This is a genomic window from Verrucomicrobium spinosum DSM 4136 = JCM 18804 (genome assembly GCF_000172155.1).
Taxonomy (GTDB): domain Bacteria; phylum Verrucomicrobiota; class Verrucomicrobiia; order Verrucomicrobiales; family Verrucomicrobiaceae; genus Verrucomicrobium; species Verrucomicrobium spinosum.
In genome coordinates this window covers 4,306,649-4,332,456 of the sequence record NZ_ABIZ01000001.1, presented here as the reverse complement: position 1 = coordinate 4,332,456, position 25,808 = coordinate 4,306,649, and the positions used below count along the sequence as shown (strand labels likewise).

The window sequence follows — 25,808 nt, the reverse complement described above, 5'->3', positions numbered from 1 at the left end:
GCCTACTTGCGGCTGATGGCCTCGAAGTACACGTCTTCCATGGCTGCGACCTGAGCGGTACTGCCAAAGTTGGCACGTACCGAAGCGGCTGCGTTTGTGGACAGGGAGGTCAGCAGTGCAGGCGCGTTCATCAGGGTCAGCAAGGCTTCAGCCAGTTGCTCTGGACTGCGTTCGGGTACGAGCAGCCCATCAAATCCATTGCTTACAGCTTCGGGGATCCCCCCATGCTGAGTGGCCACCACGGGAAGCCCCGTGGCCATGGCCTCCAGCATGGAGTTGGGAATGCCCTCCTGGTCGGCGTCTTTGGTCGTCTCGCTCGGATGCAAGAAGATGTGAGCTGCTTCATATTCCTGAAGCAGTTGATCCTGGCTCATCCAGCCCCTGAGTTCCAGATGCGAGCTCAGCTCCAGCTCGGCGGCGGTGCGTTGGATTTTGCCGGACAGAGGCCCGACGCCACAGATTACGTATTTGACGTTAGGATGGGTTTCCGTGACGATCTTCAATGCCTTGAGGGCTGTGATGATCCCTTTCTTGGGGATCAAACGGCAGGCTTGCACCAGTCGCCACTGGCCATCGTGCGGCGAGGTCCTGGGAACGGCATTAAGGTGTTCCAACGGGATCGGAGTGCGGTTGAGCCGGAGCTTCTCCTTGGGGCAGCCGAGCAGGACCAGCCGATCCAAGAGGGACTGGCTTCGGGCCATCACCAGCTTCGCGTTCGCGAACACCTTCTTGAGGGTGGCCACATAGGCTGGCCGGTCCAGGAACTTGGAAACATCCACACCGTGAAATGAGACCACGAACGGTCCTCCCCAGGCCCGGATCATCTCATAATAATGCACCGCCTTGTGGCCATAGTACACGTGGACCAGCGCTGGATCATTCCGCCTGAGACGGTCAACCAGGTCATAAGGATAGTAGGGGTGCACATGGCGCTCAATGGGGCGTGGTGGAGGCCATACCTTCAGCACATGCTTGTACCAAAAGCGCTTTAGGAAGTGTCCGCGGGGCCGCGGACGGGGCAGTTTCTTCAGCACCTTGACCGGTTCAAAGGGGAACAGATCCGCGTTTTCGTGGCTCTGCGTATAGACGATGGTGCGGACCCGGTGAAATCCCGTCACTTGCCGGTAGATGCTCTGCATTTCCGGCTTCAGAAAGGTGCCGCATAGAGAGACGACCAGCGGTTTGGATTTGTCTTGGGCGTCAGGGCAACAGGATGGCATGTACGGAGGGAGCAGCGGAGCTGCCCCGGCTGGGAGTGGTGATACTACTGGTGTTTATGATGGCTCAAGGGACAGCCGCTTCAACGTCTTTCCCTGGCTTCGTCGTACGCCTGCTCGAGTTTGGCGATCTGCTCGGAGGATTCAAAGTTTTCCCTCACATCCAGGGCAGCCGCGGCCCCCATACGCTCCCAGGTGGCAGGGCTGTCCGTAAGATCATGCAACGACCGCTCCAAGCCAGCCCGGTCACGCTCCGGGACGAGCAGCCCTGTGACGCCGTTTCTCACCGCCTCCGGGATGCCACCATGAAGTGTTGCCACCACGGGCAATCCCGTTGCCATGGCCTCCAGCATGGCATTGGGCACGCCTTCCTGGTTTTGATCGGCCGTCATGCGGCTGGGATGGATGAAGAGGTGCGCACTGTGGAAGAGGTCACACAGGGCGGGACCCTTCACGAATCCGGGAAAATGGATTTTGTCTCGCAAACCCAGATCATTCCTCAGTTTTTTGAGCGGATCGAGGAGCGGACCTTCACCTGCGATGGTGAACTGACTCTGCGGATGGACCTTGGCGAAGGCGGCAAACGCATGGATGGCATCATCCAAACCCTTCTTTTCGATCAATCGGCACGCCTGCACCAGGTGCCAGGCCCCGTTATCAGGCCAGGAACGGTTGATGGTGGGAAACTGGTCAAGAGGGATGCCGGTGCGGTTCATACGGACCTTGTCCACCGGGCAATCCAGTTCGAGCAGCCTGTCCAGCAAGGACTGGGAGCGCGCCAGCACGAGTCGGGACGCCTTTAACAATTGCCGAAGACGGATTTCATAGGACGGGTCATGCGCCCGCGTCTGAACGTCCATCCCGTGAAATGAGACCACGGTCGGTTTCGGCCACCGTTGGATGAAGGGGAGAAGGTGCACGCCGGTATGACCAAAATAGACGTGCATCAGATCGGCCTCACGCCGGTTCAGCAGACCCGCCAGCACCCCGTACTCTCCCCGATAGACGATCGCGGGCTCGTGTTTGATGTATTTCAGCCAGAATCGTCTCAGAAAGTTGCTCTTCACTCCGGGGGCGACTTCGATGCCCCCCTCTGGCATGGGGTAGAGGTCTTCGCTCTGCCGTTCTTTGCAGATCACAAACGTCTCGTACCGTCGCAAACCTTTGATTTGACGGTAGATATGAAGCATCTCCGGCTTCAGAAATGTCGTGCAATAGCTGGCAACGGTGGGGCGGTTCAAGGGGAGTGAAGTGGGGGCGGGAAATGAAAATGGCGTTCAGTAAGCGTCGCGTTTGGCGAAAGGCAATCCCTTGCAGAATAAAAGTAATTCAACCCGGTGGGGAACCACTGGGATGTTCCGTATCGTTTGCTTGCAATAGACCTGTTCAAGTAGCTCCGTTTATCGTAATCTCCCGTTGCTCCCGAGTTCCCGGGCGGGCGTGGAAATTTCAGCCCCCTGATCTGATGAAAGTGACTTTTTCCTGGCAATCTGCCCGTCGGTACGCTCTGATCTTTACCGTCCTGGCCGGATGGTCCATGAACGGGATGAGCGCACCTCCTCCCGCCCCGGCCACCAAGGAGGAGGATCCGAATTTTTTCAAGAAGATGGGAGGGTTCCTCTTCAGAAAGACACGCGATTTTGAAAAGTCGCAAGAGCCCCCTAAATCGGTACCCCCTCCCTCTGCATCCCGTCCCAAGCAGAGGACGGGCAAAAAAGCTCAGACAGGCGATGGGACGCCGTTGCCTCCCATCCCGGGTGTGAACTCAGGTCGCAGCGGGGAGACCCAGTACCTCCGTGAGGGGCCCTCTAACCCGGGCATGGCATCGAGCGGCGGCGAAGGGGGAAGCAGCAGTGACCCCAAATCCAAGTCGGGCAAGGGATCTGGCGCTACGGAAAAGACTGCTGACTCCTCCGAAGTGATGGGTCCTCCCGCCCCCCTCAGCTACGCGGTTCCCGTGGCTGGCCGGTCTGGCTATGTTTACCCTCCGGGTGCGGAGCGTATCGAGGCCAACATGCTTGATGTGCGGGGGTTGGCTCCTGGCCAAAAAGCCCGGGATCCCCGCACCGGCAACACGTTCCTCGTCCCGTAGGGGCTGGATGAGGAAAGGGGCACAGGCTGGTTTTCAACGATAGGCGAGCGTCCGTATGCACCGATCACGAGGAGCTCGCCCAAACCTCCACGGAAAGGCATCTCGGTCGTCGTCTTGCCGCGTTGGCCCATGATGGGTGATCTCGTACATGCTTGCGAGCAAAGGCGGAGCCGTCGGTTCGGGTTAGTGTTCGAGCATCCTGTCCATGGTGCCGCACTTGTCATGCACGGCAAGACGGTCAACCAAGGTGGCGCTGGCCTCGTTCATTCCGACAATGGTGACATGGGTGCCTTCACGACGAAACTTCAGGACCACTTTGTCCAGGGCGTTGATGGCTGTGATGTCCCAGAAGTGCGCATGAGAAACATCGATCGTGACCTCCTTCAGGGCTTCTCGAAAGTCGAATGACTTGGCAAAAGCTCCGGCAGAAACAAAAAACAACTGTCCCTGAACGAGGTAGGTCCGGCGGCTCTCCTTTTCGTCAAAGAGCGAGGTGACCCGTACAATCTGTGAGATTTTTCGGGCGAAGGTAAGGGCGCTCATCAACACGCCTACAAGCACACCCAATGCGAGGTTGTGTGTGAAAACCACCACCAACACGGTAACGATCATGACCATGCTGGAGCTTTTGGGATAGATGCGTAGGTTCTTCAGTGACGCCCAGTTGAAGGTCCCGATCGATACCATGAGCATGACTGCCACCAAGGCCGCCATGGGGATTCGCTTTACCCATTCCCCCAAAGTCACGATCATCGTCAGAAGCAGCACACCAGCGGAGAACGTGGACAACCTCCCTCGACCGCCCGATTGCACGTTGATCACTGTCTGCCCGATCATGGCGCAACCTGCCATGCCGCCAAAAAGCCCCGCCACGACATTGGCGGCACCCTGGCCTGCACACTCCCGGTTTTTGGCGCTGTCTGTGTCCGTGAGATCGTCCACGATGGATGCTGTCATCAGCGACTCCAGCAGTCCCACGACGGCCAGGGGAAGTGAGTAGGGTAAAATGATCCAGAGAGTTTCAAAATTGAACGGGACATCTGGAAGGAGAAATACGGGAAGGGTGGAAGGGAGTTCTCCCAGATCGCCCACTGTGCGCAGATTCAGCCCAGTGATGATGGAGAAGGCCGTCAAAACAACGATGCACACCAGAGGAGATGGCACTGCCTTCGTCAGGAGAGGCAGCAAATAGATGATGGAAAGCCCGGCGGCCACCATCGCGTACATCTGCCACCCAGCTCCGTGAAACTCGGGCAATTGCGCCAGAAAAATAAGGATGGCGAGCGCATTGACGAAGCCTGTCATCACCGACCGGGAGACAAACTTCAACAGATTTCCCAAATGCAGGGCTCCTGCTATGATCTGGAAAACGCCAGTGAGAAGGGTCGCTGCCAGCAGATACTGAAGGCCGTGCTCCCTGACCAGATTGACCATAAGCAACGCCATGGCCCCGGTGGCCGCAGAAATCATGGCGGGCCGTCCCCCCAGAAATGCGGTGACCACTGCGATGCAGAATGAGGCGTACAATCCGACTTTGGGGTCAACGCCGGCGATGATGGAAAAGGCGATCGCTTCTGGAATGAGGGCCAGCGCGACGACCAGGCCGGCCAGCAGATCCTTGCGGATATTAGGAAACCACTCTTGTTTCGTTCGTTGCCAGTTGATGTCTGTCATGGACTGAAATTGCTCTATCAGATCTTGTTGTTTTACGGCAGGAAAGGCTGCCCCTCAGCCACTGAGAAGGCTCGCTCGATCCCTGTGCAGGCGTCGGAAACCCAGAACTGCGGCGCAGCTCGTGGCTGGAGGGATGCGTGTTCAGAATGCAGCTCTGCTTTCCTGAACGCTATCAGGACTGCGTTCTCAGGTAACACGATGTCTCCGCTGAAGAGACAGGGGAGTGAACAATCATCGCTGTACCAGCGCGTGTGTCACGGCGGGATCACTTGTGTGTTCGCTGAAAATGCTGGAATGGCGGGTGCTTTACGGGTCAAGAGGCAGTAAGTCGAGGTTTGCAAGCTGTAGCGTGGTCGTTTTTCAGCCAGAAATGGGCTGCAAGACGCTGTCGCCTTAATAAGATCGCCATGCGGGACGGGGTGGCTACAGGTTGACGTCGTAGTACACGTTCATCACGGGCTCAAAGATGTCGGTGGACCGGTGCTCTCCGGCGAGCTCCGGGTGGCTGTCGGCCGACTCCAATTCCAGCCGATAGATCTGCCCTTCTTCGCGCTCGGACGAGGCGAGCGGTTGACCTCCCAGAACCACCCATTGCAGAACGATGATCTCAGTGTCCTCCAGTTTCCCGGACAACACGCGTTTCACCTTATAAACGTTCTCCCCCAAGCTCCGTACATAGGGGGCGATGGTGGCGGGCTCATCTGGCTCTGAAGCCTGGAGCAGCTCTGCCTCCACGACCACCTGGGCGACTGGTTGCCGCCCCTGTCGGGTTTTCGCGGACCGTGCATTCAGCGTGGCGACTTCCGCAACGCTCAACTCGCGGTCTAGCAGGCGAATGTTCTCGATAGACCCTTCCCAAGGTCGCCTATGTGAGATGTCGTTGCCAAACACCAGGCTGGAGGCATCCCATTCTGCAGGGTCGCAGGTTGCAGCGATTCGGGCTTTCTCCTTGCCATCACGGTATCCTGCGAGCTGTCCAGACGCGTAGGTGACCGCGATCTGGGTTGGTGCTCCTGGCATGACGTCCCCCAGTAGGAGGTTCACTGGCTTCCTGTCCTTACCGGTGACGGTGACCGACAATGTGCCTTGGTTCTGGATGAGCTCAAGAAATGGCTTCTCTTTGGAGTTTGCCAGGGAAAGTATTGCAGCCTCCTGCTTCCCGGATGCAGAGGCGGGTTCAAGGTCTAACGCAAACGAGAAGGCTCCCGAAGCTGCGGCAGCCCGTCCGAAAGCGGGGGCGGCGTCATCGTCCGGTCGAAGGGATCCCTGGCGGATCAAGGCACCAAACCAGCGGTTTGGACGGGTGGCTCCATCGTAGCGGGCGGACCAGCTACGGAGGACCTTGCCATCTGGTGCGGTGATGACGTTGCGGGAGCGTTCATTTTCCCAGACAAAGACGGTTCCAGGCAATTCGTTCTCGTTTGCCTGCGCCAGGAGTCCTGGGTTGCCCGTTCCAGGCTTGCTGGGGACATTGTGTTTCCTGGAAGCGGCAAACCAGGCATCTCCAAAGAAGTCTGCCGTGTGGTTGTAGGTGAGGCGAAACCAGCTTTCCACTTCGGTGAATCCGGCGTCAAACCTGCCGATATAAAGCTCCGTTTCTGGCATCCATTGGGGTGCCGTGAGGGTGACGAAGCGCACATCATTCGTCCATCTGGGGTGGTACACCTTCCGTCCGGTCCATCCAGGTACGGTGGCAAGGTTGATGGTGCGCGGCGTGGCTTGAGGGGTGTCAAAGAACTGTACGCCGGTGTGCTGACCAATGAAGTAAAACGACCTGTGGCTGCTGTCTGGTGCCACCGCAGGCCAGCATCCTTTGCCCATGACCTTGAATTCGCCCGTGCTGAGATCGGCGAGTCCGCATTGCGGCCAGGGGAAGGCATCGGCCGCGAGTTTCCCATCTCCAGAGAGATGGAACCACGCGGTTTGCGGCTGTCCGGTCCCAGATTTAGTCCAGACCTCTTCAGACACAGAAGGATCATCGAGCCTGAAGCGCCTGACGGGGGCTTTCACGTCCCGCCATCCGGTCCGCACGTACACCCAAGTGGCCCCGGTGGAGGGATCCTCCCAGATGTCGGATGCGTACCCTGCCGACAGTTCACGAAGCCCGGCCCCGTCGAAACCAACCACGTAGCATTTGTGCTTCGTTTGATCCGTAAATACCACATGTTTCCCATCAGGGGTGAGCATCGGGCTCGCGTAACTGCGGAGTTCAGAGAGGATGGCCCTTTCACCTTTGCCATCCTCGGTGTCATAGCCATAGAGCACGCCCGTGCCGCCTTTCAGATAGAAATCCTCTTCATCGTCTGTGCGTGTCCACACCACCCGAGCTGGACCCTCTGCAAAGTCGCGCAATTGCTGCGCCAGATCTGCGGGGGCGCTTGGGCTGGCCAATGGGGGGCGGGTGAGGGGCGCTCCCCTGGGCGCGGGCAGAACTTCGATCCCGCTGAGAAACACATCATCCCCCCTCCCGCGAGTACCGCGAATATCGAGCCCATTGCCATCTTTCACCTGCACCACAGCTTCATAGATGTAAGCGCGGTTCGACGAACCTGCGGCTTCCCTGGGGCTGAAGTTCTGTAGAAGGTGCTCACCTTCGATCCAGAAATCCATGCTCCGCTCGGCTTGTTGCTTACCATCGACGAAGTGCAGTCGCACCCGGTAGGTGCCATCCGCCACGCTGCGTATCCGGTAGTTGAGGTTGGCTCTGCGCACGGACTGGTACACCAGCTCAGGGGCGGGCAGCTGGGCTTCTTTGAGGTTTAGCTTATGACTAAACCGATATTTCTTGCCGCGAACCGCATATTTCTTGTCGGACAGCCAGACATGCCCTGTGAGGCGGTCTTTGACGGTGCCGCCTCCGCAGTTGATGCGAAGGGCTTCAAAAGGTCGCGAGGCTGCTAGTGCAGCATGTGGGGTGCCGACACTAAAAGTCAGCAAAGCCGTGGACAGCGCCACGGAAAAAGCAGTGGAACGGAAAGTCATGAAACTGGCTGGAGATACGAGACGAGATTCCCTTGCCCCGTACCGTCTGGGGACGGAGGGGCACAAGGAGGATCACAGCGTCATGCGCCCACGAGAAAACGTCCGAGGAGTTCTTCCCGGACGCGTGGGGGACGCTGCGGTATGCGTTCTTGCGCCTTCTATGAAAAGCAGCACGAACACGTGCAGAGGGGTCTCGTTAGTCTCAGCCTGGAATGGTCATGAAAATTTAAAGGGAGTGGAGGTCTTAAAATAAAAGCGGCACGCCCTGCTTGGTGTGCCGCCTGTTTTGACATCGCGGAGCGAAATCAGTTCGACTTTGTCGGCGCGGGGGCGGTTTTTGCCTTGGGTGCTGCTGGTTTGCCAGCGGCTTCCGCCGGTTTATGCGTGACGTCCGGCGTCGGGGCGTTCTTTCCGGTGTACTCATTCCACGCCTTCTGAATCACCTCGGCGGTGGGGAGTGCCCCTTCGGCGATCAGGAAGCGGACTTGTAGAGTCAGCGTTTCGTCCTTCTTGATGCTCGTTTTGAAGAAGGCTCCAAAACGGCCATAGTCGCGGTATGCGGAGATGCGCGTGCCGTCGGGATTGGAAGCGTGGTTTAGGTAAACCACACTGTAGGTCTTTCCGTTGAGTGAGTAGGTTTCAGCGAACCAGGGGTAGTCGAGATCCTTGTGGGCGTCTGCCTTGGGCACGGGATAGAGGTAGGCCGTCTTGGAGCGGTCCACTTCCTGGGCGGGACGAAACTGAAGGCCGGCGTGCTCCGGGTCTCCGTCAAAGGTTGTGTCTCCGGCGATTGCTCTCAGTTTGGTCGTGACGTCGATGATTGAGTAAAACTGGCCTGAGGCAGGCAGGAACTTAAAGGTGCGTTCATCCTCCAGGACCGGCTCGGCGGTTTCCCCTTTGCCCTGCCAGCGGACCAGGGAGGTGAACGTGGCCCCGTCCGCACTGGCGGACTGGTTGAGGTATTTCACATGCACCTGCGCCCCGTCCTTCATGTGCCAGCGGTCGTAGGTCTTGTCGCCCACCACTAGCTTGTTCCAGCCTTCAAAGATGCCGCGGTGATGGGTGAAGTCGCCGCCCGGTCCTTTGGTGATCGGCCCACTGCCTTCGGCATCGAAGACGTGCAGGAAGGGTTTGTAAGTATCATGGACCTGCTCCTTGCTGGAGATGTCGTAGGCGGTCATCCAGCGGGCGATGATCTTGCCATCACGTAGGATGTCCAGATGTTTGACTGGCGTTTCCTTGAAGCTGTACTCTGCGCTGAACAACGGAGATGAGCAGGCGAGAAGTCCGGCCAGAAAGGGAAGGTGGTGCAGTTTCATGAGAAGTGATATCAGGCGCGGGCAGTTAACGACGGCCGGAGACGTTCATTTTCACGCCATAGAAGCCAGTTTTGGCGGTAATGTAGAGCATGTTGTCTCGACCAAAGGTGCAGTTGGCCGGGTTTTCCGGGACTTTGATCTTGGCCACTTCTTTGCCAGCCGGGTCAAAGATCCAGACGAACTCCTGGGCCGTGACATAAACATTGCCCAACTGGTCAATGGTCATGCCATCGCCACCGGTGGTCTGGCCTTCTGCCATCTTCGCGAAGTCACGGCCATTGTTCACCGTCCCGTTTTCCTGGATGTCGTAAGCGCGAACCTTGTTGGATCCGTTGTCGCCGACATAGAGCGTCTTCTTGTCAAGCGACAGCACAATGCCATTGGGCTTGAGGCAGTCGTCCACCACCTGGGAAACCTTGCCGCCACGATCAACGTAATACACACACTCTTTCTCCATCTGAATGTCGTCCTTCTGGCCGTAGTTGGGATCGGTGAAATAGTATCCGCCCTTGCCGTCGAGATCCAGGTCATTGGATTGATTGATGCGCTTGCCGCCTGCTTTTTCGACGACTGTTTGAATCTCGCCGTTGGATTCCCGGGTCACTCTGCGGGCCTTCATTTCACAGGCAAGCAAGGCTCCCGTCGGAGTGAACATGAGGCCGTTGGCACCACCGGTGTTCTCCCGATGAACGGTGGTTTGTCCTGTGGCCGGGTCATAGATGTGTATCCGGTTGTTGGGGATGTCGGTGAAGAATATCCGACCATCTGGTGCAAGGGCGGGGCCTTCGGTGAACTTGAATCCACCCTGGAGCAGCATCACCTCGGCCCCGTCAGCCACAAGAGATGCGGGCGCTATGGGGGCGGCGGCTTCAGGGGTGAGGTCTGCCTTGGAGGGGTTTTCCATCAGGCGGATGTTGCGCCAGCGCACCTGCATCTGGGCGTCGTTTTTCTTAATGCCATGCACTTGCAGGGCGATGAATCCTTTCGGGGTCATGCTGTCCTTCAGGCTGGCAGCGGGCACTCCATTGAGGAAGGTGCGCAACTGGTCGCCCACAGCCTCCACCCGGGCCGTGTTCCATTCGTTTTGCTTGAAGGCGTACCGGGCGGTATCGTTGGTAGTCAGAGGTGCCAGCCAGGCGCGGCGGCCCTCGTCATAAATACCTGCCGTCCAGGCGCGATCCGAGGGGTCGATTTCGAACTGATAGCCGTGGACCTGCCCTGACTTGTAGTCAGGCTTTGACTCGCTGCGGAACTGAATTCCGCTGTTCATGCGGGAGTCCACCTTGAACTCCAGCTCAAGGATGAAGTCGCCATAGTCCTTTTCCGTGCAGAGGAAACTGTTGGGCGTGTTGGGTGCAGTGGTGCCCACCACGGCTCCATCTTCCACGGCGTAGGCCGCCTTGCCACCCCGCTGTACGAATCCCGCAAGGTCCTTCCCATTGAAGAGGTTAACCCAATCTCCGGCAAAAAGAGGGGTGGCAGAGAGGAGACAGCAGGCGGCGAAGGGAAGCAGTTTCATGAGGTCAGAAAAATCCAAAACGCAGAGGGAATGATACTGCCCGAAAGCGTGATTTTCTGACAACCGAATTGATAAATTTTCAGCCCACCGTGTTCTGTGGCACCCCGGCCAGGTAAGCTCGCACATTTTCAGTAGCCACCTGGATCAATCGAGCGCGGGCTTCCAGGCTCGCCCAAGCGATGTGCGGGGTGATGAGGCAGTTTCGGGCGGCGATCAAAGGATTGTCCGCCGCAGGAGGCTCGGAAGAAAGCACATCCAGGCCAGCGCCAGCGATGCGACCTGTATTAAGCGCCTCGGCCAGATCGGCCTCATTGATTAACGGGCCGCGCGCGGTGTTGATCAAGAATGCTCCAGGTTTCATCTTCGCAATATTTTCGCGATTGATGATGCCTGAAGTGTTGGGTGTTAAGGGGAAATGTAATGTTAAGACATCTGAATTATTAAAACAGGACTCAAGGTCCACCTTCTCAACGCCTTGAAGGGGTTCCGATGACCAAGTGCGACGATTGGCAATGACCTTCATGCCCATAGCGAGCGCGATACGGGCTACCGCTTCGCCAATCGCTCCATACCCTAGGATGCCCAGCGTGCGACCGCTCAGCTCCACCAAGGAACCGTCCCAGTAGCTGAAGTCCTGGCAAGCACTCCAGCGGCCCTCCCGAACGGTCTGTGCGTGATGGCCGACCCGATGGGTCAATTCCAGGAGAAGGGCAAACACCGTTTGGGCCACTGAAGCGGTGCTGTACCCCGGAACATTGCAGACGGTGATACCGCGTTCCTGAGCGGCGGCGATGTCCACGACATTGTAGCCGGTGGCCAGCACGCCGATGTACTTCAGCTTGGGGAGTGAGCGGATCGCGTCACTGCTGATCACAGTCTTGTTGGTCAGGATCAGCTCGCAGTCTTCGGCTCGATTCACCACCTCGCTGGCTGGGGTGCGATCATGAAAGGTGCACTCCGCCAGCGCATGCAAGCCGTCCCAAGAGAGGTCGCCCGGATTGGCGGTGTGGGCATCAAGAACAGTGAGCTTCATCAGTCAATCAAAAGAGAATTGGCGGGAGGGCGGAGCGAGGATCAGAGCTTCTCCGGGGTCTGAAGGAGTTGTGCCACGCGGGCCAGCAGTCGGCCTGCGCCGCCGCCATCGAGAATGCGGTGGTCGAAGCTCAGCGTCAGCTCGGCTTCGGTCACCGGGATGAAGGTTTTCACCTCTTCACTCCAGACGGGAGCCTTACGGCCCGCGCCGAGTCCCAACACCAAGTTCTGCTCTGGAAGGGGAATGGGTGTGGCCCAGACGATGCCGAAAGTTCCGAAGTTTGTAACGGTGGCGATGCCTGGTCGGCTGGCCTCATTAGGCAGCCGACGGCTGCGGGCCTGCTCGACCAGCTTGTTGTACACTTCGACCAAGGTTGCCAGCGGCTTTTTCTCCACCTCGCGGAGGGTGGGCACGAGCACCCCATCTGCCACTTCCACTGCGAAGCCGATATCGATGGCCCGAGGGTGAACGATCCGGTTGCCTACGAGGCGGCCTGCAACGGCGGTGTCCTCGCTCAGGGCGAGGGCGAGGGCCCGGATGACGTAGAGGGCCGGGCCAGGTTTCGGGTTCGCCTTCTTACGGTGGGCCAGCAGGGGGTCCAGTACAACGGGTGATCCTACGGTAGCCAGCGGCCGACTCCAACTGCGGCGCATGGAGTCCGCCACGGCAATGCGCATGGGGGATGCGTTGGTCATCCGATGGGCGTCCAGGTTGCGCAGGAATTGCTCAAAGTCCTCCACCGTCACGCGCCCCCCCGCGCCCGTTCCGGCCACGGCAGAGAGGTCTGAGGCATTGAGCCCAAGCTCATTCATCCGGGCACGCATGCGCGGGGAGATGTAGTGGGCTCCGGTAGCGCCAGCGGGCACCGGCAGGCCACCTACTACGGGCTCTACGGTGGGCAGTCGCTCTTGAATGGTGTCGGCATCACTGATCTTGAAATGAAGATTGGCGGGCTCCTCGCCGTTGCCATTTTGGTGACCGGATGGTGCAATCTGAGGCTTAGGGGCGGACTTGATGGGGTCCACGCCCATGTCTTTGGCCATCTGGGAGGAGACTTCCAGCGCTCCCAGAGTGGAGCCTACCGGGTAGCTCACATTTACCTGCGCCGTGAGTTCACCCACCTTGCCTTTGCAAGGGGCGGTGACGGTCATTACGGCCTTGTTCGTCTCGACCTCAAAGATCTCCTGGCCCTCATCCACATCCTGCCCGGGTGCGATGAGCACTCTGACAATCGTGGCTTCAGCAATGGACTCCCCAAGTTGGGGCATGAGAATCGGAATGGCGGGCATGAGATGCTGTCGAGGAAGGGGGAGTGAAGGGCGCAGGCGGTCGTCTGTGAGCCGTCCATGGGGACGCGGAAGCTTGCTATCTAGAACTTCAAAAGCTTGCGAAGCTCGGCCACGATGCTGGCAGCTGTGGGCCGATGGGCGCGCCAGAGATTGGGGTGGTAGGGGATGGGTGTGTCTTTGGAGTTCAGCCGCTGCGGAGGGGCGTCCAGGAGGTGGAAGCCATCTGCGACCACGCGGGAGATCACCTCTGCCGTCACGCCACCCCAGGGGAAGGACTCCCCCACGCAGAGCAAACGCCCCGTGCGGGCGACAGACGCCAGAATGGTGCCCGTATCGATCGGCTTCACGCTCCGCATGTCCACCACCTCGATCTGATAGCCATCCTGCTGAAGTTCCTCCGCAGCGCGAATGCTCTCGTGCACCATGGCGGAATATGCGACGACGGTCGCATGGCGTCCTGGGCGTGCGATGCGAGCCTTGCCAATGGGCAAGGTGGAGGTGGGCAGCGCATCGGCCTTCAGGTGATAATAAAGGAACTTGTGTTCACAGAAGACCACCGGATCTTCCAGTTCCACCGCATCGAGCAGGAGATGATAAGCATCTTCCACGGTTGCAGGAGTCAAGATCACGAGCCCGGGGTAGTGGGCGTAGATGCTCTCCATGCTCTGGCTGTGGAACGGTCCGCTCCCTGGCGTGCCGCCACTGGGCAGGCGGATCACGATGGGGCAGGGCACATTGGTCCGCCAGTACAGCGTGGCGGCCTGATTGACGATCTGGTTGAAACCCACGCTGCTGAAATCGGCAAACTGCATCTCCACGATCGGCCGGCTCCCTTCCACCGCTGCTCCAATGGCCATGCCGACCATGGCATCCTCGCTGATGGGGGAGTCCAGCACCCTGCCGGGGAACTCCGCGCTCAGGCGCTTGGTGGCCTTGAAGGCACCGCCAAATTCTCCGATGTCCTGGCCGTAGATGAAGACGCGCGGATCACGGCGCAGGGCTTCGTACTGGGCTTCGCGAATGGCTTCGAGGTAGGTCAGACTCATTTCTCTTCGTCCACCAAAGCCGAGGTTGCGAGGGCGCGCCACGATTCTTTGTAAGGATCGGGCGAGGGTTCACGGCTCGTTTGGGCCAGGGCTCTGTCCACTTCCTTCTGGGAGCTTTCGCGCAGGGCGGCCAGCTCTGTCATGGTGGCCCAACCCCGCTCCAAGGCACACTCTTCGGCCAGTTGCAGGCAATCTCGCCCGTGCTCGGAGTGTTTGACTGTATCTGGAATATAAGAGGCATCATCGTGCTCACCGTGCCCGCCGAGACGGAGCAAGGAGCCAACCACCATCTGCGGGCCGTGCCCGGCGCGCGCACGAGTGATGGCATGCTGAAAGACTTGCAGGCATGCCAGGAGATCCTTGCCGTCCACTTCATAGCCCTCCACACCGTAGCCTTTCGCTCGGTCCACGAGGTTCGCACAAGCAAACTGCCGGTTGTTGGGGGTGGAGTAGGCGTACTGGTTGTTGGCCACCGCCACGACCAGGGGGAGTTTTTCCACGGCGGCGAGGTTCAGCCCCTCGTGAAATGCTCCGGTGGAAGTGCCACCATCGCCGATGGCGGTGCCGCCGACGGCGTCACCCAGACGCCCTTGCAAGCGACGGGACATGAGCATGCCAGCCACCACGCTGACCATGGATCCCAAGTGGGAAATCATGGCGGGCAATCCTTCTTTGGGGCGGCCACGGTGAATGTTCCCATCCCGCCCGCGCATGGGGCCGAGCGCGGAACCGAGGTAGGTTCGTGTGGCGTCAAGCATAGGCTCGCCAAAGGCCAGTTTCCCGGCCTGATCGCGAATCAGCCCGGCAAAAATGTCCCGGCCTTTCGAGAGTTGAAGACCTAGAGCCACGCTGAAGGCTTCCTGGCCTTTGCCCAAATAGACGCCGCCGACGATGCGCCCACCGGCGCGGTAGAGGCTGGCAAGTTTTTCTTCCAACACCCGGGCGGCCGTCATGTGGTGGAGGGCCGCTAGAAATGAGGCTTTCCATGCCTCCCCGGCGGGAGCGAGTTCAACACTGAGTGATGTAGTCACAGGTCGAATGGTTTGGAGTACTGAAACAATGGCACACGAGGACGCGGAAGGGAAGTCCTTTATTGTTCAAGATCTATCAAGTTTTGGCTTTTGCACGCATCATCCTGACCGAGAATGGGAAAAGTCCCAATGAGCTCAATCTCAACGGTGAAATCTTCCCATTCCAGAACGAGGGATGGATCATACTGGGCTTTTGGTGTCTTGTCTGTGACATCCTTGTGACACGCGACAATAACGAACCCGCCTCACCCAGCAATGGGGCGAGGCGGGCTCGTGAAAACCCCCAGAATTTAAAGTTTGGTGTAGCCGACGGATTCGCAGGGCATGTCCCAGAGCTTTTTCAGCTCAGCATCCAGCTTGGTGATGCTGAAGGATACTCCGGCCATCTCCTGGCAGGTAACGATGCTGTCCACGATGGTCTGGTGAATCTTCAAACCCCGGGCTTCAAGCAGCGGGCGGGCTTCCTTGAGGAGGATGAGCAACTCCATCATGTGCGTAGAACCAAGGCTGTTCACAAAGAAGACAATCTCATCGCCAGGATTGAGAGGAAGGTCGTCGCCAAAGATGATGTCGAGCATCTTGGGGGCGAGCTCCTTGGCAGTGCACATGGGGATGAGGGCAACTCCCTTCTCACCGTGAATGCCCATGCCAAGACCAATGACGTCGTCAGCGAGCTCGAAAGTTGGCTGTCCGGTGGCGGGAATGGAGCCTGGCTTGGTGGACACGCCAACCGAACGGGTGTGGTCATTTGCTTTCTGGGCGAGTCGGGCGAGTTCGTCCAGAGAGTCCACCGTAGCGGCCGCTGCGCCAGCGAGCTTGACGATCGGCACGAGGCCAGCCACGCCGCGCCGATTGCCTTTTTGGTCGATGGGAGCCGAGGCGACGTCGTCATTGATGATCACCGTTCTGACTTCGATGCCTTCTTCCAAGGCGAGTTCCGCGCCGATGTCGAAGTTCATGACATCTCCCGCATAGTTGCCATAAAGGAAGAGCACCCCTTTGCCACGGTTGACCGCCTGTGTGGCTTCCAGCACGATATCAGGTGGCGGAGCGGCAAAAATGTCGCCAATCGCAGCCCCATCCGCCATATTCTTGCCTACAAGGCCGTGGTAGATCGGTTCATGTCCCGCACCGCCGCCGATGAGGAGGGCAGGCGCATCAGGACGCAAATCATTCATCACGATCGAGCGGGTGCCCACCTTGCGGGCCTTGCCATCATAGGCGAGCACGAGGCCATCAAAAAGGTCGTCGGCACACTTCAGGGGATCATTGATGATTTTTTTGGCAGGATTCGTGTTCATGGGAGGAGGAAGGGGGGAAGAAAGCGGTTGCTGGAGAAAACGGAAGGTGAGTTTTGCGGAGGGCAGCCCACTGGTCAACTAGGAAGCGAGAAGAGCCGCGTGGACCGTGGCTCTGGGGGTGCCTCACCCGGGGCTAAAAAAGCTGGACGAAGGCATGAAAAAGCCCGTCTGCACAGGTGAAGGTGCAGACGGGCAGAGTGCTCTCTCAATAAACTCAACTATTCACACAACAACATCAGTATTTCGCACATGGTGAGCGCACTGGCGGTGTGGGCAGAAAGATTTTTTGCAGTCCTCGTCCCTTGGAAAGGAGGCCAGCATATGACTGGGGAGACTAGACAGAACAGGAGCACCTGACCGCGGAATGCCAGGAGCCCCTGCGCTGCATCCAACAGCTTCGCTTGGAATTAAGCTTGCGCCTTTTTCCTAACGATAATTCACGTTAGTTAAGAAGTTGCATTTATGCAAGTAGATCTTGCGAATGTTCTTATATTATTGCGATTCGAGAATTATTTAGGGTGGACCGTTGTGGAAAGCAAAAAACCCACCATCCTTCCAAAAGAAAGAATGGTGGGCCGTTGTGTGCTGCAACTAACCCAACATCCACTCGGAAATTGAGCTGTTTATTCCATGCCATTCTTGTCATGGGATTGCAACACGATTGGAGATCTTGCTCAGATATGGAAATCTAATTTGAAGGCAGGAGGGGCGGATACCCTCCGCAGATCGTGTAGGGGCGTCTTTTTGTCCTTGCCGAATCCACGGATCCCTCAATAGAAAGGGGTATGACTTGGACTGCTGATTCGATCTTGGGAGTCTGGGACGCCTGCTGCCGGAAATTCAGTTTTCCGAGCCTGGGCAATGGGCATTTGCATCTGGCTGCGAGCAGGTTGTTTCTCTATCGCTCAGAGGATGACTGGGCCATGACCATTGAGGTGTTTGGGTTCTCCCCCCGTGCTGGTGAGCCGGAAGTGCAGGTGTATTCCTCTGGCAGCAACCTGGTCAATCGACCGGGCCGGGAGGACTTCTATAATGACCATGCGTGGCATCAGCATCTCCTGAACCATCCTCATGACGAGACGCGTTTTGTCTTTCCTATGGAAAGCGGCAGCTGGCAGGACGGCGAACTCGTGGCGTCTGGGGCCCGGGAGGTGGTGGTTCGTGGCAATTACATCAACCTGCCCTCACGAAACGAGTACCAGGAAGCAGGGGTTGAGCCGGAAGATCCAGATCGCATTCAAGTGTATGAACTGTGCCGGTATCTGGCGGCTACCCGCCGTGACCTGGTGCTCTGCACGCCGGAGGAACTGGTGGTGAACCTTCCACCTGGATTGAATCTGGTGCTTAAGCTGGATGAATGGCATCATCCGTATCTCTCCAGTGGAGAGACCGCAAGCTCCACTGGGACCTTCCGTCAAGTGGCAGAAGTGCTCGCAACAGGGAATCTGTCAGCCTATCATCCCAGGGAGTCGCCCAATACCCATTGGAAAAACAGGTGAAGTGGTAGAAGGTGAAGCTCTATCGGTGAGCCAGATGAATACCCACGCGGCAACTCCCTTGAGATTCACGTTCCCGTTGGGGGTGTGGACTTTCTGCCTCTCTGTGGTCACGTTGCTTGCCAGCCTTGGTTTGACGGCCTGGGTGGCATTCTTCGGTGTTCGATCCTTTCTTGCCACTGACCAGGGGCAGGCGGAGTTGCTCGGCAAGCTCGGCGTCATCGGGCTCACTGCAGCGGCGGGACTCCCTGGCCTTTGGATGTGTCTGGGATATGTTCAGGCTGCTAGGCCAGATGGGCGGATCTCGCGAGGGCGTTGGTTTTGGGTGCTCTCCGGGGTCTATCACCTGGCCGCGGCTGTTGTTTCATTTTGGCTGGCTCTCGGATTCCGGAGGTCTTCTGGGGTGGTGTGAAATCCGCCCTAAGCGGAAATTCACCGCCATTTCATCGTTCCTTCAAACTTCCTGCACAGAGGGGTGGGTGGCTGTCCCCGAAGACAGCAACCCACCTTGTTGAGAGGAGCCGAACGATGAACTTCAGCCACTGGATCAATCACTTTCGCGACAATCAATCCCATCGGACGGAGCCTGACTGGTTTGCTCCTGTCACCGTGGACAAGAAGCTGTCACCGCGCCGGTTCGCGCACTTGATCCGATCCCTCCAGCAGTTCCAATTGGGAGACGGCGGCGGACCTGCTTACCTGATCGCCTACGATCGTTCGGAGGTGTTGGAGGGGCAGGGGAACATCAAGGAACTGGTGGATCTATGGTTCAAGGAAGAGGAGGAGCATTCCCGGCTCCTTGGCTGGGCTCTGCGGCGGTTCGGGGCACCGGAGATCAAATCCCATTGGAGCTTCTCACTCTTTTGCGGTCTGAGGAAATGGCTGGGTGTCCAGTTCGAGTTGTACGCATTGCTGCTGACAGAGATCGTCAGCCACCAGTATTACCGCCTGTTGCGGCGTCATTGCGATGATGTGGCCATCCGGGGCATGTGCGATTTGATCAATCGGGACGAATCGGGGCACATTGCGTTTCATCGTGCTCGGCTCGCCAGTGAAGGTGTGCAGCATGATCGCAGCTATGGCAGAATCTGGGAGGCTTGTTTCCGTTTGCGTGGACTGGCCGCAGGAACCGTGCTGTGGGTGAATCACCGGAGTGCACTCATTGGCATGGGTGCCACGGACGGAGCCTTCTATCGCGGTATCTGGCGCGGCATGGACCGGTTCGTCAAAGGACTGCGTGCGGACCTGGCTTGGGAGCGGGCTTCATATCGACTGAGCGTCCAAGGCAATCGGCGTGAGACGGAGAGCAATGAACCGGGGAATGTCCCACCGGTTTTCAAACGTGGAGTCGGTCCTTGCTGATCCGGGGAGGTAATGACGATCAAAGGTCACACCCTGTCTAGGGTGTGGAGGTGGCGCACCCACTCGTTGGGGCGCACCGAGTGTGACGTGGGCAAGTGAATGGTCTGGTGGGGCGGTGCATTGTCCGGTGCCCCCCCCATTTACAGCCAACGCTGCAGAGGTCTTTCGCTCTTACGCGGGGTGCATGCGAGGGCATAGCTTGATAGGGCGTTTTCTCAGCTATTTTGGTCTTGCTCCTGCTTGAATACTCGGCGGCTATTTGGTAGAGGAACTCAACCAACTATCGGGAACCTGGTGACCTCGTGCCTGGAGCCAGTTTTTTTCGCAGTTTTCACTGTACATGGATCAAATAATTCAGTTGCACCAAAAGCGGAGAGTCCAGGGCGTACCCATGGTTTCAGCGCTTCATGGAGGGGTGCGGGAGGCACATCAGCAGTGGATTGTTTCATGGCGGCGTGTCGGGCGGCCGGTGGTCTGCATCGATTCTTTTGAGGAAGGCCGGGTGGCCGCCCAGTGGGTGGGTTGCCTGCTGGACCTGCCTTATCTTCTGCCGTTGTGCATAGCCTTCGTGGCCCAACTGAAGGGAGACGACCTGGAGCAGATGGCGTCCGCTCTAGCGGATAAGACGGAAATGGAGTTGGGGCTGTTTCTGGACCGGGTGACCGCAGGGAAACTGGACGAAATCGAACGGCAGGTTTGCAAAACCATCCTTCGCCATGGTGTGGGTCCCCAGAAGTCAGAGCATCTCCTGAGTGAAGTGTTGCGCTTGACCGGGGACCTGGAGACCTGCGTCAAGATCTTCGGCCGCCTCATGCCTTCTGAAAAGTTGCCCGCCGTGCTCCTGCTGCCGCAGAGTGGAAGAACGGAGGTGGCGGCGGCGGATGTGCAGGCATTGTGCCGGTTTGCGGAAGTCGTGCCGCATCTTCCGGTCGCTGTGACGCTGGGCGAAATGCAGGTGGCTGCGCTGGCTGCTTGTGAGATTGCTACCCGCTGGGAAGTTCTTTTGCGTGAGGGACTGGTGGCGGTGGCGAGTGCAGCCGGCCAACGAGGGTCGAGTTGCACCGCTGCAGAGGGCGCCACATGGAGAGAGAATGGACTTAGACGGGCGTTGGAATTCGTCGCTCGCGAGGGCGGTGAACTGTCGTCGTCAGAGCTTGCCCAACTGCAAATACTGGCGAAGCAAGCTGTGGCGGAACCTGAGAAGGGGGAATCAGCGAGGGAGGGGGACGAGGCTCGCAGCGCCGCCGAGTCCTTTCTCTTTGAGGTGCTGGAACGATTACCCAAAACCCGGGGCAAGTTCCGCCTGAATCAGCGGCTGGCGGTGACTTTCGGGAACCAACGGGCCGAAGTGGATTTGCTGGCAGTGGATGCTGGGCTGGCCATAGAGATCGACGGGTACCATCATTTTGCCGATGCGGATGCCTATCGGCGCGACAGGCGAAAGGATGTGCTGCTGCAAAAACACGACTTTTTTGTGCTTCGCTTTCTGGCTGCGGATGTGGTGACACGTCTGGAAGATATTTTAGATGCAATTGTTAGTGTAATTCGCTATAGGAGCCCGCGTGAACCCCATGAATCCTGACATTCTCTCTGAACTCATTCTGATTCGGCTAGTAGTGGCCGACAGAAGCAAGGGTGAAACCTCAAGCACCGTTAGAAAGGATCTATGGCCTCTTTTCGAGGGCCGGTTGACCAAGGCCGAACTGGCGCTTGCTTTCGAGGTGAAATCCCATGATTTGGTTGAAAGGGAGGTCGCTATTCGCCTGGGGAAGTCGCGTATCGCCCTCACGGAGACAGGGGTGTCTGCGGCGCTGGGTTCTCTTGGAGTACTCGAACTGCCAAAGGGGATGAGGTGGGAGCAGTTGAAAAATAGGATTCTCACCGCCCAAGCCTTGGGGTTGCCGTCCTCTACCAAGGTGCAGGCACATGTCTCTAAATCTGACGGGCTGCGTGCCTGCATTGTCAAGCGAGAGTACAACCTCCCTACTGGTGATCTGCCCACGCCCACACAAGCTCTGGATTTACTGGCCGGGAAAGCCGTGGGGGCTCGTAAAAGCGGTTCTACCGAGATGCGCCTTGCTCTCCTTCGGCGATGGGTGGGGGATCGCATGGTCCAAGCACCTGACCCGGTAGGGCCAGAAGGAAAGCCTGCTTCCGAGGAGATGAGGTCAGCGCCAGACTTCGCTGAAACAGTGCTGGCAGCCGCGCGATCTAGTGAGACCGGCTGGTTCGGAGACAACAAAGTCTTCATCTCCCACCTATGGCGGCGGCTGAAACAACTGGGATCACCCTACGCAGTGGACGAGCAGGAGTTCAAGCGGCGGCTGGTGGAAGCCAATCAGGCCCTTCGCCTGCGCCTGAGCCGGGCCGACCTGGTGGAAGCCATGAATCCAGCGGATGTGGCTGGCTCGGCCACCCATCACCTCGGCGAAACTTTTCACTTTATCCGCACTGATTAATTTTGGGCGCTTCCTCTCATGAACGTCACCGACCCGCGACTCACGGCATTCTGCTCCAACAGCCACCCGGAACTGTTTCACGCTATCGTGCATCGGCATGAGATTTTCCGGCACGACATCATGGACGTACCGGAAGTGCATGAGGAGGCGAGGGCGGCCTTCGCCCGCGTGATGAACAGCGTTGGGGCAGGGCTCCATTACGGGAAAATTCTTCTGCTGTTGGGGGAAGCGGGATCGGGCAAAACCCATCTGATGCGCGCCTTCCGCAGTGAAGTCACCCGGAAGGCCAGCGGGTACTTCACCTACATGCAGATGACCTCCAGTGAGGCCAACTACGAGCAGTATGTGCTGACCAACATCATTGACTCCTTAAACCAGCCCTATGACGACGACATCTCAGAACAGACAGCCCTGCGACGTTTGTCAAACTCGCTCGTGGAAGACAGGGATCTCTTTGAGCCTGGTGCGCTTCAGTTTCTCCGGGAAGGGGAGCTGAACCTGCCGTGGGTGTTTGAGTATTCCGACTATCTGATAGCCAGGCTCAAGGTGCAGAACATTCATCCCGATCTGCTCAGGGTTCTGCTCCTGCTTCAGCGAGATGAGCCCGAATTGAAGAATCTTATTCTACAGTATCTCCGCTGCCGGCCCCTCTCAGACTATGATCTGCGAAAGCTGGGAGGCATTGCGCCTCTGCACGGCGATGGAGGCCCCCGGGAGGTCATCAGGTCTTTGGCCGCACTGGCTTGGGCCCTGGAGCAAAGCACGTTTGTGGTCTGTCTGGACCAGTTGGAGGGCATGTATGAGCTCAACCTGCCCGTCCAGACGAGGTTCCTCTCCGCCATGCGCATCGTATGCGAGCTCACTGATGCTGTGCCGTCCATGGTTGTCGTAGTCTCCTGTCTTGAAGATTTCTACTCCCACCTCAAGCCGTCCCTAACGAATTCACTGCTTGATCGCATTGAAACAAGCCCTGAGCCCGTAAGGCTGGCAGGCAGGCGCTCCGCCGCAGAAGTCGAGAAGATCATTACCCGACGTCTGGAGCATCTCTTTGACGACTCAGATGCGGACATCGTGGCGAGCGAGCCGCTCTATCCCTTCGCGGGCAACTTGCCAGAAAAGCTTCAGGGATTTCGCGCTCGCAAGGTGCTGGACCTTTGTCGGGAGGCGCGCGCGAGAAGCCAGCAGGATGGTCAACGGCCGGTGGTGGCGAACACGGATGCCGGAGACATCGGAGGGGCGACTGGAAAGGTGTCCCCCGTCATATCTGAAGGACTCGTTCTTGAGCAATTGTGGAATGATCACTACACGTCCTATTCCGAGCCGCTCCCTCAGCACGAGGCGGAGATGACAGGGTTGCTGGCGTCGGCACTCACCCACGCCGCCAATGAACTGCCTGGGAAGGGCTGGTTGGTCAAAGCGTCCGCGGGTGGGGACCAGGTCGCGACGCAACTGGAAAACAGCGGTCGTGTGATTTCCCGGACGCTGGTGACCCTCTGCAATCAAAAAGCGCAAGGTGGCGCATTGGGGAATGCTGTAGTTGCTGCAAGAGAGCGAGCCATAAATCAAGATCGGCGTTGTGTCATCGTTCGCACCACGTCATTTCCAGAGAGTCCTCGTACAGTCATTGCCAAGAAACTGGGTGAACTCATTGCTGAAGGTGGAGCTCGCACGATCGTTGAAGATTCTGACTGGCGTGCCATGGCGGCCATGCAGACCTTTGTGGCCAGACATGGCTCCCGCCAGGGATTTGCAGAATGGCTCCTTAGTGAAACGCCACTGACGAAACTCCGGCCGGTCAGCATGATTCTGAACCTCCACAACCTCCCGGCGGCACCTGCGGTCCCGGCTGTCCTGTCTGGAAGCACTGGCCGGGTGGATGCTGAGCCGGATAAAACTACACCTACTGAGCCAGCTCCCGCTAGTCTGGTGATCCAGCCCGCAGGCCGTTCGTGGCTCGGCATGACCAAGGAGCTGTCCCCGTCGCCGGTCACGATTGACAACGCGGAGCTCACCCGTCATACCGCCTTTCTCGGTGGATCGGGGAGTGGCAAGACGACGCTGGCGCTCAACCTCATCGAGAGCCTGCTGCTCTCTGGTGTGCCCGCTGTGCTCATCGACCGCAAGGGAGACCTGTGCAGCTACGCCAGCGAGACTGCCTGGCAACAACCCTTGCCCTCGCCAGAAGCAGAGGCGCGCCGCGCGAAATTGCGCGAGTCGATCGAGGTATCCCTCTATACTCCGGGCCGCGATGACGGACGCCCTCTATGCCTGCCCATGATTCCAGACGGGCTGGCCGACATGAAGCCTGCAGACCGAGACATCGCGGCCAAACATACCGCTGGTGCCCTCGCCGGGATGATGGGCTACAAAGCGAATGGCAATGACGCCGCCAAGACAGTCGTGCTCCAAAAGGCGCTCAGTGTGCTGGCACAGGTGCACCCAGACATGAGTCTGGACAAGCTCCTGGGCATCGTCCATGACGAGGATGCCACGCTGATCAACGCCATCGGATACCTTGACACCAAACACTTCAAAAAGCTGGTGCAGGATCTGGAGACGCTTCGCCTGGGCAATGCCGACCTCGTGGAAGCGCGCGGGGAGAAACTGAGCGCGGAATCGCTCTTTCACTCGCCGCACGGAAAAACGCGGCTGACGATCATCAGCACCAAGTTCTTCGACTCCTCTGTTAAGCTCCTGTTTTGGATTTCGCAGTTTTTGCAGGAGATGAACCGCTACGCGAGCAAGCAGCCTTCAGACAAACTCCAGGCCGTCCTGCTCTTTGATGAGGCTGATCTCTACCTGCCTGCCACGAGCAAGCCCTCCACCAAGGAGCCTATGGAAAACGCCCTGAAGCGCTTTCGTTCCGCAGGGTTGGGGATGTTCCTCGCCACCCAGAGCCCCGGTGATTTCGATTACAAAGCCAAGGACAACATCCGCAACTGGTTTGTAGGGCGTGTGAAAGAGCCCACCGCTCTGGCCAAAATGAAACCCATGCTGAGCGAAGCGCGCATCGATGTGGCCTCGAAATTGCCCGGACAAGGGCCGGGGCAGTTCTACGTCATCCGCGATGGCGCAGTGACCAGCCTGCAAGCGGCACGCTCCCTTGTCAGCCCTTCCCAACTGTCAGACGAGGAAATACTGGCGCTTGCGAGAGCACAGCGCCCCGTATCGTGATTTGTGGGAGTGACGTCCCCCGCCCGCAAGCCTACTTGCGGGCCCGGTCATAGCCTTTGTCGTACCCGGCTGAAAAGCTCTCGTGGGTGTCTTTGTCGAAGAGTTTGTCGTGACGGGTAAAATGCTTGGACAAGCCTTTGTGGGCATCGTCCTGCCCGACCCGGTATCCTATGTCGTAGGCGTGACGCTGGCGGTCCACATTGGGTGACTCCTTGGGGGGTGGAGTGTACGGGTAGTAGCCGGACTTGTAGTGTTCGCTGGGCACGGGAGGCCGAGGTGAGACTCTGGCCTTGTAGTAGTCACGATCCCGCCGGGCGGCGGCCTCCCTTGCGACATCGTAACCCGTGTCGTAACCGTGAGAAAATGCATCGCGCGTGGCGTCGTCAAAAAGCTCCACATGACGGACGAAGTGCTTGGAATGGCCTTGCAGGAAGTCATCCTGCCCGACCCGGTAGCCAACATCATAGGCATGCTGGGCGCGCTGTGGGGGCGGGATGTTCGGAGGTGGTGGGGCGTAGGGGTAATAGCCCGGGCTGTCGTTGTAAGTTGGTGGCGGCTGATAATAGGTGGGGCCGTTCTCTGAGAGCCTGCGCAAAGCTTCGCTAAGGTCGCTTGCATGGGCTACGGTGAGGGCAAAGCCTCCCAATACGGTGCAGCTCAATTTCCAGTTCATAAGTCAGAGGTGGGTTTCTGCCAGTGGTGCGGACGTGAGTCGCGTGCCGCCACAGGGATTTTCCATGGATTGGTGTTTCTGGTCAATGTGTTCTGGGGGAAAATAAGGCAGCCGGGATGGCGGCAATTTGTCTGGACCATG

Annotated in this window: 18 protein-coding genes; 6 read left to right on the top strand and 12 right to left on the bottom strand. The window is 58.3% G+C overall.

Annotated features, from left to right (window positions below; all coding sequences use genetic code 11):
• Positions 1-2 precede the first annotated feature (2 nt).
• Together VSP_RS17530 and VSP_RS17525 are read right to left on the bottom strand one after the other, a co-directional pair.
• Positions 3-1,220 (bottom strand): glycosyltransferase, encoded by a 1,218-nt coding sequence (locus tag VSP_RS17530; RefSeq protein ID WP_029190538.1) that lies wholly within the window; start codon positions 1,218-1,220, stop codon positions 3-5.
• Between the two features lie 80 nt (positions 1,221-1,300).
• The gene (locus VSP_RS17525) at positions 1,301-2,458 is read right to left on the bottom strand and encodes a glycosyltransferase (RefSeq protein WP_009962299.1); all 1,158 of its coding nucleotides are present in this window, start codon (positions 2,456-2,458) and stop codon (positions 1,301-1,303) included.
• Between the two features lie 224 nt (positions 2,459-2,682).
• Here VSP_RS17525 and VSP_RS17520 point away from each other — a divergent pair, with 224 nt between their 5' ends.
• A complete protein-coding gene (locus VSP_RS17520; RefSeq protein ID WP_009962297.1) occupies positions 2,683-3,309 on the top strand; it encodes a hypothetical protein in 627 nt (208 codons plus the stop codon).
• A 183-nt stretch (positions 3,310-3,492) separates the two neighbouring features.
• Here the strand turns inward: VSP_RS17520 and VSP_RS17515 are convergent, their stop codons facing one another.
• The 9 genes from VSP_RS17515 to VSP_RS17475 form a co-directional block, all read right to left on the bottom strand.
• Positions 3,493-4,983 (bottom strand): SulP family inorganic anion transporter, encoded by a 1,491-nt coding sequence (locus tag VSP_RS17515; RefSeq protein ID WP_009962295.1) that lies wholly within the window; start codon positions 4,981-4,983, stop codon positions 3,493-3,495.
• Between the two features lie 423 nt (positions 4,984-5,406).
• Positions 5,407-7,965 carry a LamG-like jellyroll fold domain-containing protein gene (locus tag VSP_RS17510; protein WP_009962293.1) on the bottom strand — a complete coding sequence of 853 codons (2,559 nt, stop codon included), beginning with the start codon at positions 7,963-7,965 and terminating at the stop codon, positions 5,407-5,409.
• A gap of 305 nt (positions 7,966-8,270) precedes the next feature.
• The gene (locus VSP_RS36000; protein WP_009962291.1) at positions 8,271-9,284 is read right to left on the bottom strand and encodes a DUF6807 family protein; all 1,014 of its coding nucleotides are present in this window, start codon (positions 9,282-9,284) and stop codon (positions 8,271-8,273) included.
• A gap of 25 nt (positions 9,285-9,309) precedes the next feature.
• Positions 9,310-10,803: an SMP-30/gluconolactonase/LRE family protein gene (locus VSP_RS42370; protein ID WP_053332351.1), complete on the bottom strand. Its 1,494-nt coding sequence runs from the start codon at positions 10,801-10,803 to the stop codon at positions 9,310-9,312.
• A 79-nt stretch (positions 10,804-10,882) separates the two neighbouring features.
• Positions 10,883-11,836: a D-2-hydroxyacid dehydrogenase gene (locus VSP_RS17495; RefSeq protein WP_009962288.1), complete on the bottom strand. Its 954-nt coding sequence runs from the start codon at positions 11,834-11,836 to the stop codon at positions 10,883-10,885.
• Between the two features lie 41 nt (positions 11,837-11,877).
• On the bottom strand, positions 11,878-13,125 hold the full coding sequence (locus tag VSP_RS17490; RefSeq protein WP_009962287.1) for a 2-oxo acid dehydrogenase subunit E2: 1,248 nt from the start codon (positions 13,123-13,125) through the stop codon (positions 11,878-11,880).
• An 80-nt stretch (positions 13,126-13,205) separates the two neighbouring features.
• Entirely contained in the window at positions 13,206-14,171 is a 966-nt protein-coding gene (locus VSP_RS17485) for an alpha-ketoacid dehydrogenase subunit beta (protein WP_009962285.1), read from the bottom strand.
• Positions 14,168-15,202, bottom strand: coding sequence for a thiamine pyrophosphate-dependent dehydrogenase E1 component subunit alpha (locus tag VSP_RS17480; RefSeq protein WP_232289491.1), 1,035 nt, complete (start codon positions 15,200-15,202; stop codon positions 14,168-14,170). Before VSP_RS17480 ends, VSP_RS17485 begins: the two co-directional genes overlap by 4 nt.
• Before the next feature lie 290 nt (positions 15,203-15,492).
• Positions 15,493-16,503 carry a dihydroxyacetone kinase subunit DhaK gene (locus VSP_RS17475; protein ID WP_009962282.1) on the bottom strand — a complete coding sequence of 337 codons (1,011 nt, stop codon included), beginning with the start codon at positions 16,501-16,503 and terminating at the stop codon, positions 15,493-15,495.
• Between the two features lie 785 nt (positions 16,504-17,288).
• On the opposite strand from VSP_RS17475, the gene VSP_RS17470 reads away from it, so the two are divergent.
• From VSP_RS17470 to VSP_RS17445, 5 genes are all read left to right on the top strand, one after another.
• Positions 17,289-18,002, top strand: coding sequence for a DUF7003 family protein (locus VSP_RS17470; protein ID WP_009962281.1), 714 nt, complete (start codon positions 17,289-17,291; stop codon positions 18,000-18,002).
• A 525-nt stretch (positions 18,003-18,527) separates the two neighbouring features.
• Entirely contained in the window at positions 18,528-19,361 is an 834-nt protein-coding gene (locus tag VSP_RS17460; RefSeq protein ID WP_009962279.1) for a hypothetical protein, read from the top strand.
• A 391-nt stretch (positions 19,362-19,752) separates the two neighbouring features.
• On the top strand, positions 19,753-20,943 hold the full coding sequence (locus tag VSP_RS39610) for an endonuclease domain-containing protein (RefSeq protein ID WP_157210944.1): 1,191 nt from the start codon (positions 19,753-19,755) through the stop codon (positions 20,941-20,943).
• Positions 20,933-21,820 carry a hypothetical protein gene (locus tag VSP_RS43085; protein ID WP_009962276.1) on the top strand — a complete coding sequence of 296 codons (888 nt, stop codon included), beginning with the start codon at positions 20,933-20,935 and terminating at the stop codon, positions 21,818-21,820. Before VSP_RS39610 ends, VSP_RS43085 begins: the two co-directional genes overlap by 11 nt.
• Before the next feature lie 18 nt (positions 21,821-21,838).
• A complete protein-coding gene (locus tag VSP_RS17445; protein ID WP_009962275.1) occupies positions 21,839-24,994 on the top strand; it encodes an ATP-binding protein in 3,156 nt (1,051 codons plus the stop codon).
• 31 nt (positions 24,995-25,025) lie between these two features.
• Here VSP_RS17445 and VSP_RS17440 read toward each other — a convergent pair whose 3' ends face one another.
• Positions 25,026-25,667 carry a hypothetical protein gene (locus tag VSP_RS17440; protein WP_009962274.1) on the bottom strand — a complete coding sequence of 214 codons (642 nt, stop codon included), beginning with the start codon at positions 25,665-25,667 and terminating at the stop codon, positions 25,026-25,028.
• Positions 25,668-25,808 lie beyond the last annotated feature (141 nt).

Coding starts and splice junctions, on each gene's coding strand:
- VSP_RS17470 (WP_009962281.1), top strand. CDS start 17,289: ATGACTTGGACTGCTGATTCGATCTTGGGAGTCTGGGACGCCTGCTGC.
- VSP_RS39610 (WP_157210944.1), top strand. CDS start 19,753: ATGGTTTCAGCGCTTCATGGAGGGGTGCGGGAGGCACATCAGCAGTGG.
- VSP_RS17475 (WP_009962282.1), bottom strand. CDS start 16,503: ATGAACACGAATCCTGCCAAAAAAATCATCAATGATCCCCTGAAGTGT.
- VSP_RS17445 (WP_009962275.1), top strand. CDS start 21,839: ATGAACGTCACCGACCCGCGACTCACGGCATTCTGCTCCAACAGCCAC.
- VSP_RS17460 (WP_009962279.1), top strand. CDS start 18,528: ATGAACTTCAGCCACTGGATCAATCACTTTCGCGACAATCAATCCCAT.
- VSP_RS17495 (WP_009962288.1), bottom strand. CDS start 11,836: ATGAAGCTCACTGTTCTTGATGCCCACACCGCCAATCCGGGCGACCTC.
- VSP_RS17510 (WP_009962293.1), bottom strand. CDS start 7,965: ATGACTTTCCGTTCCACTGCTTTTTCCGTGGCGCTGTCCACGGCTTTG.
- VSP_RS36000 (WP_009962291.1), bottom strand. CDS start 9,284: ATGAAACTGCACCACCTTCCCTTTCTGGCCGGACTTCTCGCCTGCTCA.
- VSP_RS17440 (WP_009962274.1), bottom strand. CDS start 25,667: ATGAACTGGAAATTGAGCTGCACCGTATTGGGAGGCTTTGCCCTCACC.
- VSP_RS17520 (WP_009962297.1), top strand. CDS start 2,683: ATGAAAGTGACTTTTTCCTGGCAATCTGCCCGTCGGTACGCTCTGATC.
- VSP_RS17515 (WP_009962295.1), bottom strand. CDS start 4,983: ATGACAGACATCAACTGGCAACGAACGAAACAAGAGTGGTTTCCTAAT.
- VSP_RS17485 (WP_009962285.1), bottom strand. CDS start 14,171: ATGAGTCTGACCTACCTCGAAGCCATTCGCGAAGCCCAGTACGAAGCC.
- VSP_RS43085 (WP_009962276.1), top strand. CDS start 20,933: ATGAATCCTGACATTCTCTCTGAACTCATTCTGATTCGGCTAGTAGTG.
- VSP_RS42370 (WP_053332351.1), bottom strand. CDS start 10,803: ATGAAACTGCTTCCCTTCGCCGCCTGCTGTCTCCTCTCTGCCACCCCT.
- VSP_RS17490 (WP_009962287.1), bottom strand. CDS start 13,125: ATGCCCGCCATTCCGATTCTCATGCCCCAACTTGGGGAGTCCATTGCT.
- VSP_RS17530 (WP_029190538.1), bottom strand. CDS start 1,220: ATGCCATCCTGTTGCCCTGACGCCCAAGACAAATCCAAACCGCTGGTC.